13 protein-coding genes and 2 pseudogenes are annotated in these 15784 nt (G+C 70.5%); 5 read left to right on the forward strand and 10 right to left on the reverse strand.

All coding sequences use genetic code 11. From position 1 onward, the window contains the following. Positions 1 to 34 precede the first annotated feature (34 nt). The 5 genes from ACLQ2N_RS16725 to ACLQ2N_RS16745 all read right to left on the reverse strand — a co-directional run bounded on the left by ACLQ2N_RS16725 (position 35) and on the right by ACLQ2N_RS16745 (position 5866). On the reverse strand, positions 35 to 439 hold the full coding sequence (locus tag ACLQ2N_RS16725) for a GtrA family protein (protein ID WP_425813648.1): 405 nt from the start codon (positions 437 to 439) through the stop codon (positions 35 to 37). Next, positions 436 to 1404 carry a glycosyltransferase family 2 protein gene (locus ACLQ2N_RS16730; protein ID WP_425813650.1) on the reverse strand — a complete coding sequence of 323 codons (969 nt, stop codon included), beginning with the start codon at positions 1402 to 1404 and terminating at the stop codon, positions 436 to 438. Before ACLQ2N_RS16730 ends, ACLQ2N_RS16725 begins: the two co-directional genes overlap by 4 nt. Positions 1405 to 1491: 87 nt before the next feature. Continuing rightward, positions 1492 to 3024: a protein kinase domain-containing protein gene (locus ACLQ2N_RS16735; RefSeq protein ID WP_425813652.1), complete on the reverse strand. Its 1533-nt coding sequence runs from the start codon at positions 3022 to 3024 to the stop codon at positions 1492 to 1494. Then, a complete protein-coding gene (locus ACLQ2N_RS16740) occupies positions 3021 to 3644 on the reverse strand; it encodes a hypothetical protein (protein WP_425813654.1) in 624 nt (207 codons plus the stop codon). Before ACLQ2N_RS16740 ends, ACLQ2N_RS16735 begins: the two co-directional genes overlap by 4 nt. 122 nt (positions 3645 to 3766) lie before the next feature. Next, entirely contained in the window at positions 3767 to 5866 is a 2100-nt protein-coding gene (locus tag ACLQ2N_RS16745; protein ID WP_425813656.1) for an N-6 DNA methylase, read from the reverse strand. 258 nt (positions 5867 to 6124) lie between these two features. Here ACLQ2N_RS16745 and ACLQ2N_RS16750 point away from each other — a divergent pair, with 258 nt between their 5' ends. Next, positions 6125 to 7000 carry a DUF4190 domain-containing protein gene (locus ACLQ2N_RS16750; protein WP_425813658.1) on the forward strand — a complete coding sequence of 292 codons (876 nt, stop codon included), beginning with the start codon at positions 6125 to 6127 and terminating at the stop codon, positions 6998 to 7000. 60 nt (positions 7001 to 7060) lie between these two features. Here ACLQ2N_RS16750 and ACLQ2N_RS16755 read toward each other — a convergent pair whose 3' ends face one another. Continuing rightward, on the reverse strand, positions 7061 to 7690 hold the full coding sequence (locus tag ACLQ2N_RS16755; protein WP_425814205.1) for a TetR/AcrR family transcriptional regulator: 630 nt from the start codon (positions 7688 to 7690) through the stop codon (positions 7061 to 7063). A 78-nt stretch (positions 7691 to 7768) separates the two neighbouring features. On the opposite strand from ACLQ2N_RS16755, the gene ACLQ2N_RS16760 reads away from it, so the two are divergent. Then, on the forward strand, positions 7769 to 8542 hold the full coding sequence (locus ACLQ2N_RS16760) for an SDR family oxidoreductase (RefSeq protein ID WP_425813660.1): 774 nt from the start codon (positions 7769 to 7771) through the stop codon (positions 8540 to 8542). Positions 8543 to 8610: 68 nt separating this feature from the next. Here ACLQ2N_RS16760 and ACLQ2N_RS16765 read toward each other — a convergent pair. After that, a pseudogene (locus ACLQ2N_RS16765) lies at positions 8611 to 9033 on the reverse strand (HNH endonuclease family protein); the annotation flags it as partial. 95 nt (positions 9034 to 9128) lie between these two features. On the opposite strand from ACLQ2N_RS16765, the gene ACLQ2N_RS16770 reads away from it, so the two are divergent. Genes ACLQ2N_RS16770 through ACLQ2N_RS16780 form a run of 3 tightly spaced genes read left to right on the forward strand, consistent with a single transcriptional unit; the run spans position 9129 to position 13083 of the window. Beyond that, positions 9129 to 10286 (forward strand): tyrosine-type recombinase/integrase, encoded by a 1158-nt coding sequence (locus tag ACLQ2N_RS16770; protein WP_425813662.1) that lies wholly within the window; start codon positions 9129 to 9131, stop codon positions 10284 to 10286. Continuing rightward, positions 10283 to 12487, forward strand: a complete 2205-nt coding sequence (locus tag ACLQ2N_RS16775) for a tyrosine-type recombinase/integrase (RefSeq protein ID WP_425813664.1) — start codon at positions 10283 to 10285, stop codon at positions 12485 to 12487. Before ACLQ2N_RS16770 ends, ACLQ2N_RS16775 begins: the two co-directional genes overlap by 4 nt. Further along, the gene (locus ACLQ2N_RS16780; protein WP_425813666.1) at positions 12484 to 13083 is read left to right on the forward strand and encodes a DUF6262 family protein; all 600 of its coding nucleotides are present in this window, start codon (positions 12484 to 12486) and stop codon (positions 13081 to 13083) included. The genes ACLQ2N_RS16775 and ACLQ2N_RS16780 overlap by 4 nt, the downstream gene beginning before the upstream one ends. A 66-nt stretch (positions 13084 to 13149) precedes the next feature. Here ACLQ2N_RS16780 and ACLQ2N_RS16785 read toward each other — a convergent pair whose 3' ends face one another. The 3 genes and pseudogenes from ACLQ2N_RS16785 to ACLQ2N_RS16795 all read right to left on the reverse strand — a co-directional run. Then, positions 13150 to 14502 carry a hypothetical protein gene (locus ACLQ2N_RS16785; protein WP_425813668.1) on the reverse strand — a complete coding sequence of 451 codons (1353 nt, stop codon included), beginning with the start codon at positions 14500 to 14502 and terminating at the stop codon, positions 13150 to 13152. A gap of 72 nt (positions 14503 to 14574) precedes the next feature. After that, positions 14575 to 15345 carry an HNH endonuclease family protein gene (locus ACLQ2N_RS16790; RefSeq protein WP_425813670.1) on the reverse strand — a complete coding sequence of 257 codons (771 nt, stop codon included), beginning with the start codon at positions 15343 to 15345 and terminating at the stop codon, positions 14575 to 14577. A gap of 82 nt (positions 15346 to 15427) precedes the next feature. Continuing rightward, positions 15428 to 15766: pseudogene (locus tag ACLQ2N_RS16795) on the reverse strand (HNH endonuclease); the annotation flags it as partial. Between the last annotated feature and the right edge of the window lie 18 nt (positions 15767 to 15784).

Genomic DNA, 15784 nt, shown 5'->3' on the forward strand with positions numbered 1-15784 from the left:
GTGCCCTGCCCGCCCCGGCTTCCCGACCGCCGTCTCAGGCCACGGGTTCCGCCCGCTTCCGGGGCGGGGCGTCCGGCCGGAGCATGATCGTGCGCGAGACCAGGAAGGTGATGGGGATGGCGCCCGCGGCGGCCACCAGCGGGGCGTAGCGGTCGCTGAATCCGGCCAGGCCGACCAGGAGGTAGACGCCGCCGGTGGTGATGACGAAGTTCGCCGCGTTGGTGAGCGGGAAGAGCAGGAACTTCCGCCAGGTGGGCCGGGTGCGGTACGTGAAGTAGGAGTTCAGGAAGAACGACCCGATCATGCTGAGAAGGAAGGCGAGCACGTGGGCGGCGATGTACGGGAGCCGGTGCAGCAGGAGCAGGTAGAGGCCGTAGTACGTGCCGGTGTTCACCGCGCCCACGAGGGCGAACCGTGCCATCTGTGCGGTGACCGTCATCGGCGTACGAACTCCCGGGGCTCCGGCTCCGCGGCGGCCTCGCGGGTCCGGGTGTTGGTGGCCTTGACCAGGAAGTGCGGGCGGCGCTTGACCTCGTAGTAGATGCGGCCGACGTATTCGCCGACGACTCCGGCGAGCACCATCTGCACGCCGGCGAGCGCGGTGACGACGACGAGCAGGGTGACGTAGCCGGGGGTGTCGACGCCCCGGACGAGGGCGACGCCGACGATCCAGGCGGCGTAGGCGAGGGCGACGGAGGTCAGGAGCAGGCCGAGGTAGAGGGCGGCGCGCAGGGGCTTGTTGTTGAAGGAGAGCAGCCCGTCCAGGCCGTAGTTGAGGAGCTTGCCGAAGGTCCAGGCGGAGCGGCCCTGTTCCCGTACGGCGTTCTCGTAACTGAACGTCGTGGTGGGGAAGCCGACCCAGGCGAAGAGGCCCTTGGAGAACCGGTTGTACTCGGTGAGGGAGAGCACGGCGTCGGCCGCGCGGCGGGAGAGGAGCCGGAAGTCTCCTACGCCGTCGACCAGTTCGACGTCCACGAGGCGGTTGATCAGCCAGTAGTAGGCGCGGGCGGTGAGGGTGCGGGTGACGCGGTCGCCGGCGCGGGTGCGGCGGGCGATGACCTGGTCGTATCCCCCGGCGTGCTCCTGGAGCATGCGGCCGACCAGCTCCGGCGGGTGTTGGAGGTCGGCGTCCATCAGGACGACGGCGTCCCCTTCGGCGTGCTGGAGGCCGGCCAGCATGGCGGCCTCCTTGCCGAAGTTGCGGCTGAAGGAGACGTAGCGGACGCGCGCGTCGGCGGTCGCCAGCTCCTGGATGAGGGGCAGGGTCCGGTCGGCGCTTCCGTCGTCGATGTAGACGACCTCGAACGCGTGCCCGAGGCGGGACATTTCGTCCGTGACGCGTTCATGGAAGCGTTCGAGGATCTCTTCCTCGTTGAAACAAGGCACCACCAGCGAAATCAGCACCCATGTACATCAACCGGTCGATGTGTCGCCTTCCGGAGCCCGGTGTGGCCGGTGGGCGGCCATCGGGTGAACGGCCCGTCCCGGGCCTCAGCCGCCCCGGACCTCCCTCTGGCGTTCCAGCTGCCGGCGCAGCTCGACGGGCAGCGGGTGGTGCGGGCCGTAGGCGCGCTCGGTGTCGTAGAGCAGGGACTGGAACTGGGCGCGCGCGTTCGCGTGGTCGCCGAGGGCGAGCAGCAGCTGTCCGATGCGGTGCCGGATCTCGTACGAGCGTGCCGGGTCGTTGCCCGTGGCGTACTGGTTCTCGTAGTACGGCAGCACGGCGCGGTACTCCGCGAGCGCGGCGGCGGGTTCGCCGAGCTGTTCCAGGCACTGGGCGACGTCACAGCGGTAGCCGAGGGTCTGCGGGTCGGCGGGGCCCGCCTCGGCGGCCCGGTCGTCGGCGAGCCGGCGCAGTTCGGGCAGGGCGCGGCGGTACTGGCCGTCGTCCATGAGGGTCGCCGCGTACTGCTTGCGCAGGATGCGGACCACCGGGGAGCCGGCTCCGTGCTGTTCGGCGGCGACCGGGAGGAGCCCGCCGAGCATGTCCACGGCCTGGGTGATGCGCCCCTCGCCGAGGAGCCGCTTGACCTCGTCCACGGCGGCGGCGACGTCCGTCCGGGCCGGCGGGGTGGCGGGCATGGCCGGCGGCGGGACCGTGGCCCGGTCGGGCCAGGGGGCGTGCGGGCGCAGGAACGAACGGGTGGGGTCGAGCGGCCCGGCGGGCGGCCGGGAGCCGCGTGCGGGCAGCAGCGGGGCGAGGTGTTCGTACACCTCCTGGGCGCTTGCGGGGCGGTGCTGCGGGTCCTTGGCGAGCAGCCGCAGCACGAGCGTTTCCAGCGCCTCGGGGATGTCGGGCCGGATCTGCCGGACCGGCAGCGGCGGCTCGTACAGGTGCCGGTGCAGCACGCCGAGGGCCGTGGATCCGGCGAACGGCACATCGCCGCTGAGCAGTTCGTGCAGGAGGACACCGAGGGCGTAGAGGTCGGTGTACGGGCCGACCGCGCCGCCCATGGCCTGCTCGGGGGCCATGTAGGCCGGGGAGCCGATGGGCGAGCCGGTGTGGGTGAGACGGGTGGTGTCGGTGTCGAGGACGGACGCGACACCGAGGTCGAGGACGAGCACGGTTCCGTCCGGACGGACCATCACGTTGCGGGGCTTGAGGTCACGGTGGACGATCGGCACGGCGTGCACGGCGCTGAGGACGGCGCACAGCTGCGCGGCAACCGCGACGGCCCAGGGCCAGGGGTAGGGGTCGTGCTCGGCGAGGTGGTCGCCGAGGTCGGCGCCCTCCACGTACTGCATGACGAGGAACAGGTCGTCGCCGTCGCTGCCCGCGTCGTGCACGGTGACCAGGCCGGGGTGGTCCACCTGTGCGGTGACCCGGCACTCGCGTACGAAGCGGCGGCGCAGCTCGTCGGCGGCCTCGCTGCCGATGGGCCCGGTGACCCGGTCGGGGCGCAGCAGCTTGACCGCGACGCGGCGGTCGAGGCGCTGGTCGTAGGCCGTCCAGACCTGGCCCATGCCGCCCTGGCCGAGGATCGTGGCCAGTTCGTACCGCCCGCCGATGAGGCGACCGCTCACCGGCCCTCCTCCTTGCGGAGGTAGTCGCTCAGCTCGTCCAGCTCGGCGCGGACCTGGTCGATGCGCTGGGGCGGGGCGGGGTGCTGCGGGGCCGGGCGGGCGTCCTCGGGCTGGGGGCAGCGCGTGAGGGGCAGCGGGTAGGGGTGCTGCCGGCTGGGATGCTGCTGACCGGGGTGCGGCGGGTAGGGCTGCGGCTGTCCGTACGGCGGGGTGGGCACGGTGGTCACGTACGCGTAGCCGGGGCCCGCGTGCGGGAAGCCGGCGGCCTTCCCCGTCAGCCGCGCGTAGAAACGCACGTCGGCGACGAGGTAGTACACGCAGGCGGCCGCGAGGACCAGGAGCTGCAGCGCTATGAACGCGCTGTCGATGCTGTCGGCCTCCACGTTCGGCTCGTTCCTGCCGAGCACGGCGACCACCACACAGACAAACACGAAGCCGGCGCCTGCCGTCCACCAGTCGAGGGCGCGGCGGCGGACGAACGCGAGCCTGAGCAGCGGTGCCCACAGCAGAAAGCCCAAGGAGCAGACCGCGAGCAGGATGAACAGCACCCGCATGGAGACGATCCAGGCCCTGCCGGGGACCCGGCGCGGCGCCGTGGGCGGAAGACCCGGGGCGTACATGGCTGCTCCTGGATTGCCTGGTCGTGAAACGTCCGCGCGCACACGGGCGTGCGTGCGGATCCGAGCGTAAGGGGCGACACCGACAGAGGGCCCGGGGTTGTGCGGAACCGTTGTGGTTCCGGTCACTCCGGCGTGACCGTACCGTCCGTCAGGCCGTCGTAGAGGCCCTGGACGAGCTGTCCGCCGAGCCGTCCGGCGAGGCGCAGCGCGTCCTCGAACGCGGCGAGCGCGCGGAACCGTTCGCCGTAGCGCCGCTGCTCCGCCAGGGGCAGGCGCGGCAGTTGGAGTCGGCGGGCGTCGAGCCGGGTCGCGGTGGAGGCGTGGCTGCTGGCCTGCCGGTTGTTGGTGGTGCCGCGCAGGAAGCCGGCGAGGAACCAGGGGTCGAGCACGGCCGGGTCGGGGCGCAGCAACTGGAGGTTGCGGCCGAGCGCGGCACCCGCGGTGGCCTCGTCCACGACCCGGACGACGGTGACACCGCCGAGCACGGGCACGACGACGTCGCCCGCCGCGACGAGGACGGGCTCCTCGAGGGTGCCGCCGGCGGCCGGGGTGCCGGAGGGCGGGGTGGAGCCGAGCACGTCGTGCTCGGTGAGGACGGGGCCGGTGCCGGTGCCGGCGCCGCCGTGGCGGAGCTGGAGGGCGCCGGCCCGGGCGAGTTCGCCGATGGTGGTGAGCGGGCGGTGCGCGGGTGCGGCGGGGGCGGGTGGCGGCGGGGCGAGGTCCGTGGCGAGCCCCAGGGTCCTGGTCAGCCGCTCCCGTACGCCGGCCAGCTCGGCCGGTCCGCCGGTGGCGGCGGAGGAGGGGAGGTGGCGGGCGGGGGCGAGGTCGACGTCGTCGTCGAGGAGTTCGATGACGGGGACGGTACGGGCGGCGGCGGAGTGCGGTGCCGTGGGCTGCGGGCGCTGCCCTTCGTACGCGTGCCAGGCGTCGAGTACCGCGTGGCGCAGGACGGTCAGGTCAAGGCGGTCCCGGCCGCCTCCGGCGACCTGCTCGGCGGGCTCGGCGGTGTCGATCAGCAGCAGTTCGGGGTTGGGCCGCGGCTGGGCCCCGGGCCTGCGCAGCACCCACAGGTGGAGCGGGATGCCGTACGGGGGCGCGGCGCCGGCCGGGAGCGCGATGACGGCGCGCAGGGCGCCCCGGCGCAGGAGGTCGGCGCGGATACGGCGGCCGGAGCGACGGGAGGCGGCGGCGGGCGGCATCAGGAGGACGGCGGTGCCGCCGTCGCGCAGCCGGGCCAGCGCGTGCTGGACCCAGGCGAGTTCGGATTCGGTGCGGGCGGGGAAGCCGTACTCCCAGCGGGGGTCGTAGGCGAGTTCGTCGTGGCCCCAGTTGCGCTCGTTGAACGGCGGGTGGCAGAGCACGGCGTCGGCGGCCAGCCGAGGGAAGGCGTCGGCGCGCAGGGTGTCCCCGGTCCGCACGTCGACCGTGCGGTCGGCGGGGGCGGCGCGCAGGGCGAGGCGGAGTGCGGTGACGGCGGCGAGGCCGGGGTCGCTCTCCTGGGCGTGGAGGGCGGTGACTGCGGGGCTTCCCGGGGCGTCCGCCGCGCCGAGGGCCGCGGTGAGCAGGGCGCCGGTGCCCGCCGCCGGGTCGAGGACGGTGCGCACGCCGGGTCCGCCGGTACCGGCCAGTTCCGCCATGAGTTCGGCGAGACCGGACGGGGTCAGCGTGTACTGGCGCGGGTTGGCGTCGAGCTGACGGCCGAGCAGGAACTCGTACGCCTCCCGGACGCCGGTCCCTGCGGCCAGCTCGGCGGCGCCGCGCAGCAGCGGCACGGACGGCAGGAGCTCGGCGCGGTCCGGGGTGCGGACGGCGCGCCCGTTCCCGGCGGGGCCGAACCGGTCGGCGAGGGCGTCGTCCAGGGCGAGGGAGAGCACCCCGGCCATCCGTTCGTCGGAGACGCCGGTGATCTCCCGCCAGGCGGCGGGGCTGCGGTTCACCAGGAGCAGGGCGCAGCCGGTGTGGACGAGAGCGGTGACCGGGCCCGCCGGGTGGCCGGCCAGCTGCTGCCAGACGCGTTCTCGGAGGGGGACCTCGACGAGCTTTCCCTGGTCGCGCAGCCACCGCTCGACCTCGGGCAGGGCGAAGGACGGGCTGGTCTCGGTGCCGCCCACGGGCTGGGGGAAGTCGGCGTGCCGGCGGCGCCAGTTGCTGACGGCGGCGCGCCCCACGCCCGCCAGGCGGGCGATCCCGGCGGCGGTCACCTCTGTCGCGTTCTCCGGCACTTGCTGTCTCCCTGTGCTGTACCGCCGGCGGTCGGCGCAACGTGGCGCCGCGCGCGGTGCGCCACGGCGGCGTGGGGCGAGCATACCGACCCGTACACACCGCACCATTCGATGTCGATTCACAGCGTGCACGAACCTGTCTCGCGTGAACAGTGTTGACTCGGTTCACAGATGATGCTGTGATTAACCCGTCGCTGAACGAGCGACGCCCGGTGGATCCGCTCACCACTCATCCCGTACTTGCCGAAGGGCACAGCCATGTCCCAGTTCACGCAGCCGCCGCAGTCCCCGCAGCCCCCGTACTCCCAGCCGCAGCAGCCGTACGGCCCCGCTCACGCGCCCGGCCTGCGACCCGCGCGCAACGGACTGGGCATCGCCGCACTGATCCTCGGGCTCATCGGCGCGGTCTCCGGTCTCATCCCGCTCCTCTTCTGGCTGGCGGGCATCCTCGGGACGATCGCGCTGATCCTGGGGCTCGTCGGCCGGGGCCGCGCCAAGAGGGGCGAGGCGACGAACAAGAACATGGCCACGTTCGGCACGGTCCTCGCGCTGATCGCGCTGATCATGTCGGTGGTCGGCGCGGTGATCACGTTCAAGGCGGTGGACGACGCGGTGGACGACATCAACAAGGCGGTGTCGGACACGAAGACGTCCGCGAAGCCGAAGGCGGGCGAGGACAAGGCGGACAAGGCCGACGCGGCGAAGGGCGACGACAAGGCCGGCAAGGAGGAGAAGCCCACCGGCGAGGCGCTGGAGGCCGGTGACGCGATCGTGTACGACGACGACCTGACGGTCACGGTCGGCGACGCGACGACGTACTCGCCCGGCGAGTTCGCGGCCGGTCACACCAAGGGCAACAAGGCGTACCAGGTGGCCGTCGTGATCGAGAACGCCGGCAAGGAGAAGTTCGACTCCGCACTGGTCACCGTCGAGGGAAGGGCCGGGAAGGACGGGGTCGACGCGGAGCAGATCTTCGACGGCAAGGTCGGCTCGGGCTTCACCGGCACGATCCTGCCCGGCAAGAAGGTCACGGTGCTCTACGCGTTCGACGCACCGTCCGACGCGAAGAACCTCACCGTCGAGGTCAGCCCCAGCTTCACGTACGACTCGACGCTGTGGGACCTGAAGCTCTGACCCGCGCAGCGTGCCCGCATCCGTGGAACCCGCCCACCGGGGCGGGTTTTCCGCGTCGGCTCAGCCCTCGCGCTCCCCCGGCCAGGCGGCCAGCGCCAGTTCGGCGATCTCGGCCAGCTCCTCCGGGCTCGCCCCGTCGCAGGAACGCTGCGACATGCCCTGGATGACCGTGGCGAAGTACCCGGCGAGAGTGCGGGGGTTCACCCGCTCCGGCAGTTCGCCCGCGCGCTGCGCGTCCCGCAGCCGCGCCTCCCATGCCGTGACGTTGGAGTTGCGCACACCCTTCAGCCGGTCGGCCACCCCGGCGTCCTGCGGTGCGACGTTCACGGCCGCCGTGATCACCATGCAGCCCGCCGGGTGCGAGGGATCCGCGTAGATCCGGGCGGCCTCCCGCAGGAGACGCGCGAACGCGCGGTAGGCCGTGGGCTCCTGCTCCAGGGCATCGCGCATGAAGGTCCCGACGGGCGTGGTCCCGTACGCGGTGACCGCCTCCTCGAAGAGCGACCGCTTGTCGCCGAACGCGGCGTAGAGGCTCGCGGGCCGGATACCCATCGCCTCCGTCAGCTCACCGATCGAGGTCGCCCCGTAGCCCCGCTCCCAGAACAGCCGGACGGCCGCCGCCAGCGCGGCGTCCCGGTCGAAGGAGCGCGGCCGTCCGCGCGTCGCACCTGTCTCACCCATGCCCCACATTCTAGAGCGCTCGCTCAAGAAGTCGTGCTACGTTCTTTCTAGAACGATCACTCAACAAATTGCGGAGGGGCAACAGTCATGTCTGCGCACGCACTTGAGGGCAAGGTCGCACTGGTCACCGGCGGCAGCCGGGGTATCGGCCGAGGCATCGCGGAACGACTCGGGCGCGAGGGCGCCGTCGTCGCCGTCGCCTACGCCAGGAACGCGGCAGCGGCCGACGAGGTCGTGGAGGTCATCCGGAAGAACGGCGGCACGGCGTTCTCCCTCCGCGCCGAGCTGGGCACCCACGGGGACGCGGCCGCGCTGTGGGAGGCGTTCGACGAGCGGATCACCGCGCACGCCCCCGGCGGCGGGGTGGACATCATCGTGAACAACGCGGGCGCCGGACTCTACTCCGAGCTGTCCTCGCTCACCGAGGAGGCGTTCGACGCGGTCTTCGCCGTCAACGTACGGGCACCGTTCTTCATCGTCCGCCACGGACTCGGCCGGCTGCGCGACGGCGGCCGGATCATCAACATATCCAGCGGCGCGGCCCGGATCGCGATGCCGGACATCATCGCCTACAGCGCGACGAAGGGCGCCCTGGACAACTTCACGCTGACCCTCGCCAAGGAGCTGGGCCCCCGCGGCATCACGGTCAACTCGGTGGCCCCCGGCATCATCGACACCGACATCAACGCGGACTGGCTGCGGGGCGACGCCGAGGCGGAGAAGGGCGCCGCGTCACTGGCCGCGCTCGGCCGGGTCGGACAGCCGCGCGACGTCGCGGACATCGTGGCGTTCCTCGCCTCGGACGACTCCCGCTGGGTGACGGGCACGGTGATCGACGCGACCGGGGGCTCGGGGCTCTGAGGGGGCGTACGGGGCACGCGGAGGGCGGCGGACCGGGCCGCCCGCCGCCCCTCGTAGCCACTGCCGCGTCAGCCGCCGCACTGCTTCAGCATCATGTCCTTGTCCGCGCTCGTCACCGGCAGGTCGTACTTCAGCGAGACCTGCGCGAAGCGCAGCACGTACGCACAGCGGATCGGCTTGTACGGGGGGAGCCAGGTCGCGGGGCCCGCGTCGCGCTTGGCGTTGTTGGCCGGGCCGTCCACGGGGATGAGGTTGAGCGGGTCGTTGGCGATCTGCTGCCGCTTGGCCTCGTTCCAGCGGGCGGCGCCCATCTGCCAGTCGTACGACAGCGGCATGACGTGGTCGATCTGCACCTTGGTCGCCTGCTGCTTGCGCCACTCGATGGTCTTGCCGGTGTACGGGTCCTTGAGCGTCATCGAGACGACCACGCACTTCGAACCGGAGCGCAGCTCGACGTCCTTGCCGTCCCGGGCGAGCAGGTCGTTGCGGGTTATCTCTATCTCCTTCCTGAGTGCGATGCACATGAGGCACAGCCGTAACCCCTTCCTGTCCCTTCCCGTTATCAGCCATGCCATGAGGCACATGAGTGACAACGAGACAGGAAGCAGATCCCTTGACGTTACGTACAGAGAAGGCCGTATCTCCCGCCACCGGCGAGACCACCTGGCTCCTGGTCGACGAAGAGACGTACGCGCCTCACCCCGCAGCCCGTGAGTTCTCCCTGTATCTACGCGGAGCCGGGCGGTCACCGCAGACACAGCGCGCGTACGTCCCCAGAGTCGGTCGCTTCCTCAATTGGTGTGCAGAGCGGGGCACCGACTGGAGGACCGTCCGGCTACGGGAAATGAGTCTGTTCAAGTTCCATGTCGAGCGGACACCGACCCGGTACGGGCGGCCTCCGTCCGGCAAGACGGTCAACGCCACGCTCACTGCGGTGTGCGAGTTCCTCCGCTTCTGCGCCGTCCAGGGGCACGTGGATCACGAAGTCGCCGCACGCCTCAGTGAGCCGCGTTTCCTCTCCCACGCCCCGGCCGGCTTCGATCCCGGCGAGGGCGGCCAGCACCTGATGGTCAAAGCCCGCGTCCTGAAGGCGCCGGAGATCGAGCGGGCACCGCAGACGCTCACCAGCGTCCAGACGAAGCAGGTCATCGACGCCGCTCGCACCGCGCGTGACCGGCTGCTGCTGACCGTCCTGGTGAAAGCGGGCCTCCGCATCGGCGAAGCTCTCGGACTGCGGCGTGAGGACATGCATCTGCTCCCCGACTCCACACACCTGGGCTGCCGGACCGGTGGCGCGCACCTGCATGTCAGGCCCCGTCACGACAACGTGAACGGGGCGCGGGCCAAGGCCGGGCGCCCTCGCATGGTTCCGCTCACACCGGAAGTGGTGCACCGATACCGCGATCATCTCTCCGAGCGTGAACAGGTCGTCGGCTCCGCCGAGTGTGACTACGTCTTCCTCAACCTCGTCGGCATCCACGCGGGACGTCCGCTGTCCTACTCCAACACGAAGCAGGTGATCGAACGTATCGGGAAGCGCTGCGGGCTCACTGCCCGACCGCACATGATGCGGCACACAGCCGCCACCCGATGGATCCGCAACGGGGTCGCTCCGGACGTCGTACAGACCCTCCTGGGCCACGCCTCCTCGGCGAGCACCGCCGTGTACCTGCACGCCCAGGACGAGGATCTCCGTGCCGCCGTCGAGACCGTCGAGAGTCTCGTGCCGGAGCTGCTGCGATGACCAGTGCGCTCCTCCGCTCCGCTGCCGTTTCCTCCGTCTCCGGCGCCCCGGAGTGGCCGTCGTGGCTCGCGGCACGCCTGCCGTCGGGCTGGCGCACGGGTGAGTGGGACCCCGTTCAGACGCTTTTCACCGCCGATCCCGGCAATCCCACGACGAGCGTGTTCGTCTGCTCCGTAGTCGCCTGTCGCACCCATGTGGCGAGTAATGGATCCCGCTGCGACGCCTGCCGTAAAGCCCGCTACCTTCTGGGCAATCCCGCGGACTTCGACGCCACGCACATCCCGGACACGTCCCGCCGCCGGCCCAACACCTCCGCGAACGGGGCGATGCCGGGCGTCTCCCAGTTCTCGCTCGCGAGTGTGAGCCCCGCGGTCCGCCAAGAGCTCTTGTACGGGCTCCAGCAGCGCGACGACGCCGGAATCAGCCTTGTCCCCCAGCGGGTACGCCGCATTGTGGCCGGCCTCCCCGCCGGACTCGGCTCGCTCCTCGACCTGGACGCCTCCTTCTCCTCCGGGCTTCCGACTGCGGCCTCCGGCGTCCTGAACGGTGTTCTCCTGCACGTCCGACGCGCACGCGTCGAGTTCGAGGGCGCCGATCCGACCTCGGGCGACGTATGGGAGTGCGCTCTCATCGGGCTGACGGCAGGGCGCGGTCGCAAGTACGCCGCTGTCCACGGTGACATCGACTTCCGTCCGGTACGGCAGCGTTGGCTGCGAGAACTCGTCAAGGAGTACGGCCGCACGGCACGCCCCAACGTCATGGACCTGCGGCAGACCGTCTACGCAGCGACCATCGCGTCCTCCGCGCTGGCAGGCCGCCCCCACGGGGATGAGCCGGGGCTCCTCGCCATGGCCGACATGAATGCCGTAGTGGACCTGTTCCGGATCACCAAGCGTCCCGAGGACGGTCACGACTACTCCACCAGCCACCGCAGAGCCCTGCTCCGGCACTGGCGCACGTTCCTGGACTACGCCCGTCAGGCCGGGATGATGGATCACGTGCCCGGCGGGTTCGCGCTCAACCCCCGCTTCCACAGCATCGCCGCCGTGGAGGTGACCGAGGACGATCTCGGCCGTGCGATCCCCGAGCACGTCATCGCCCAGCTCGACGCGCACCTCGATCTGCTCGGCACCTCGACGGGGTACGCGAGCGGCGGCTGGGCGGCCGCCGACTTCGCGCGGATGTATCAGGTGGTCTACGCGGTCCTCCGGGACACCGGCCGGCGTCCGGGCGAGGTCACCAGCCTGCGCCGCGACTGCCTGGAGCGGGTCGACGGCAAACCGACGCTGATCTACGACAACCACAAGCGTCGACGCCACGGCCGTCGGCTGCCGATCTCGGAGAGCACCGCCCAGCTGATCGAAACCTGGCAGAAGAAGCTCGATGCACTTCCGGCCGTACCGGCGTGTGCCCAGTGGCTCTTTCCCTCACCGGGACAGCGCAACCGTCCACGCCGCGGGCATCTGAAGGCCGCGCAGTTCTGCAACCGGATCTTCCGCGACTGGGTCGACGAGCTGATCCCAAACCTAATGGACGACCGGCTCGACGAGGACGGCGCCCCGCTCGCCTACGACCGCACCGAGGTCGTCCCGTACGGCTTCCGACACTCGTACGCCCAGCGCCATGCGGACGCGGGCACTCGCCCCGACGTCCTGCGGGAACTCATGGACCACCGTTCACTGGACGTCACCATGGGCTACTACAAGGTTTCTCTCAGCCGAAAGCAGGAGGCCGTGCGCACGGTCGCGGCGCTCGCCGTCGACCGGCACGGAGCAACCCGCGGGTTCAGCGACCCCCTCGCCTATGAGGTGGAAAGCGTTGGGGTTCCCTATGGCGGCTGCACCGAGCCGAGCAACGTCAAGGCCGGCGGTGGGCACTGCCGCATCCGCTTCCAGTGCGCAGGATGCGACTTCTACCGGCCCGATCCCTCCTACCTCCCCGCCCTGGAACAGCAGGTCGCGGACCTGCGGGCCGACAAGGAAGCCGCCCTCGCGATGGAAGCCGCCGACTGGGTCGTACGCAATCTCGATGACCAGATCCGCGCCTACTCGAAGTCGGCCGACGAGATGCGGCGGAAACTCGACGCGCTGCCCGCCGAGGAGCGGGCCGCCGTCGAATCCGCATCACGCGAGCTGCGCAAGGCACGTTCGGCAGCGGCCTTCATCCCTCTGCAGGCACTGACGACACGGAGCTCCGAATGAGAATCCCTGCTACTTCCGGCGGCAACGACCGGAACGCCCGGGTCGAGCGCCTGCGCGTCAGCCGCGCCAAGGACAGCGAAGAGAAAACAAAGCGTGCACTAGGCGCCGTGGATGACCTTCTCCGCTCGGGGCGACGGATCACCGTTGCTCAAGTGGCACGGGATGCCTCGGTTTCCACGTGGTTCGTCTACAACCGGCGTCAGGTGCACCAGGCCGTTCAGGACGGCATCTCCGCCCAGCGAACGCGAGGTCGTCAGAACTCCCACACTCCAGAAGCGTCCCAGGTATCTCCGGCTGGGTTACGGACGGACCTTGCACTGGCCCGCGAAGAGATCAAGGACCTCAAAAAGGAGCGCGATGGGCTCCGTAGCCGGGTCAGGCTCTCTCTCGGCGCCGAGTTGGAGGGCGTGAACCAGCATGAGCTGATCGAGCGGGTGCAGCAGATCGAGCAGCGGAATACCGCGCTGGAGCAAGCATTGTCAGAGGCCAGGGATCGGATCGCCGACCTGGAGGGCCAACTGCGCGAGGCGGAGGACGATCTCACCGCCGCGCGAACCAGTCTGCGCCGTGCCATGCGGGCTGTTCCGTCCCCATAGCTCGCGTTCCACCCCCTGCGGCTGTCCGGCTTGAGTGCCGTCCGCCGGACAGCCGAAAGGCCGGAATCAGAATGGGGGATCGTTGATGAGCGAGCCGGTCCAGACAGGTGAGACCGGCTCGGAATCGCGCTGCTGAAGGAGCGCGACGGCATCGTTGGCGCGTCCCAGGTCAATGAGGTACCCAGCGAGTTCGCTGCTGTTCGCGGCGGCGTGCCGTTCGAGAACAGCAACAGCCTCCTCGGCGCGTCCGGCGCCAGCGAGCAACTCAGCAATGTGCGGCGCCGCGTACGAGGTGGCCCCCTCGGGGTGGGAGAGGGCATGCGCGACCGCTACGTCGACGCCGTCGCGGGCAGCGATCAGCGGCAGACGCATCCAGTACAGATCCCATTCCTCCTCGCCCCCTCGGGCGGCGGCGAGGGCGTCGAGGTGCGCCAGGCCGTCCTCGGGGCGCCTCTGGTCGAGACACAGGCCGGACAGAGCATGAAGGATCCAGTCGTCCCCGTTGTGGGCGTCGGCCTGAACCCGCATCACGTCGATCGCTTCGTCCCCTCGACCGTGCCGTGCCAGGAGCTGTGCGAGCTCGAAAGCCGAGTTGGGATCGAGGGCCCCAGGTCGGTCGGCCTGCCGGTACACGGCGATCGCACCTTCCACATCGCCGCGCTGCTCCAGCACCTCGGCCAGGCGCCGCGCGGCGTCACCGAGATCCTCGGTCGCCGCGTACGCCCGCAGTTCCTCGATCCGATCGTGTCTCGCCAGCAGGTCGGCCAGCTGGTCGCGGTTGTTGACGGAGGTGATCTGCCGGGTGTGCAGCAGGGCGATCGCTTCGTCGATGCGGCCCTGGCGTTCACGGATCGCGGCAAGCAGCCCGATCGCCGTGTCGGGGTCAAGGCCACGGCAGCACCACGGGCCGTCGCACCGATGCCGAGCCGGGATCCGGGCGGCCAGCAGCGCGGCAACCTCTTCGTCCCGGCCTGTACCCCTGACAATGTCGACCAGAGCGGTGGCAAGAACCCAGTCCTCGATTCCAGCACTCAGCCGAGTGACCGCCTCGTCCGCACACCCATGCCGGGCCAGCAGGCGCGCGAAGAACTCCAGCGGGAGCCCTCCCTTGCTCGCGTACGGCCGGGCCAGGATGATCGCCTCCGCAGCCCGCCCCCAGCTCTCCAGCAACTCCGCCTGAACCTGGGCTGCCGGCCACCAGCCAGTGGCAACGTACGGAGAAAGCACCTCCAGCGCCTCGGTCTGCCGTCCCTGGTCGCCGAGCAGCTGCGCCCAGGCCCGCGCGCAGAACCATTCCCCGCGACGGGCTTGGACCTCTACCTCTTCACTGTGGCCGGCCTCAAGAAGCCGGGAGACCAGGAGTGGAGGAATGCAGCCGGACAAGGTCCGGGCCTGACGGTCGAGAGCGGCAGCGTCCATGACTGCGAACCTTAGCCATCACGGCCGAGAGTGACCCCGCGCCCCGGGGCCGGGACAGCACTGGGGCTCCTGTCAGCCCTGGCACTGTTCCAGCATCATGGCCTTGTCCGCCGTTGTCACCGGGAGTTCGTACTTGTCAGCGACCTGCGCGAAGCGCACCGCGTACGAGCACCGGATCTTCTTGTTCGGCGGAAGCCAGGACGCCGGCCCGGAGTCACGCTTCGCCGAATTGGCGCGCCCTTCGACTGGAAGCAGATTGAGCACGTCGTTCGCCAGTTGCCTGCGCTTGCTCTCCGGCCAACGGGCGGCACCCATCTGCCAGCTGTAGGACAGCGGGACCACGTGGTCTATCTGTACCTCGGTGGCCTTGGCCTTCCTCCAGGCGATCTCCTTGCCGGTGTACGGGTCGTACAGGTTCATCGCAACGACCACGCAGTCGGAACCTGAACGGAACTGCACGTGTTGCCCATGGAGTTTCAACAAGTCATTCCGCGTGTCACAACCATTCCTCGCCAGCGGCACCCCATCCGCCGTATCCATCCACGCGTACCCGAACTTGTCACGCTCGTAGCCCCTCTTCGGCCCACGCCCCTTTGTGGTGAGCCCTTGGATGAGCTTGCGTGCGTCGGCCTTGTCCGCTTCCGACGTGAGCGCGGCGAGCCCCGGCTTCGTCCCGTCGGGGTTCGCCAACGGGCTTACCACGCGGCCGGCGGCGGTATCCGGACCAGATCCTGCGGCGGTGCCACCTGACTCCAGTTCGTCACAGCTGGTGACCAGCGCAGCGGCAATGGCGGCCGCAATCACGACCTTCGTCCCGCCTGTCCGCAGGATCCTGTGACTCATGTGCCTCTCACTACGCACAGCCGACCACACCCTGCATACGCTGCGAGAACAGGTCCACCACGGCGCGGACCATAGAGATAATGCGGGTGTCGCAGCCGTTGTGGGACAGGGGGACGCCGTCCACCGAGTCCTTCCACGCGTACCCGAACTTGTCCCGCGCGTAACCGGTCTTGGGGCCGCGCCCCTTGGTGGCGACCTTCTCGATGACCTTCCGCGCCGCCGCCCGGTCCTTCTCCGAGGTGAGGGGGGCGAGGCCCGGCTTCGTACCGTCGTCGTTCGCCAGCGGGCTGGCACCGAAACCCGAGACGGACTGGCCGCCGCCGTCCGCGCCCCCGCCGGAGGCGTCGATGTCCGAGGGGAGTTGATCGGGGTCGCAACCGCTCAGCGCCAGCACGGCCGTGGCGGCCAGGGCGGGCACCATCGCTCGACACACGCGGGG

Origin of the sequence: Streptomyces sp. DT224 (assembly GCF_049844595.1) — a bacterium.
GTDB lineage: Bacteria > Actinomycetota > Actinomycetes > Streptomycetales > Streptomycetaceae > Streptomyces.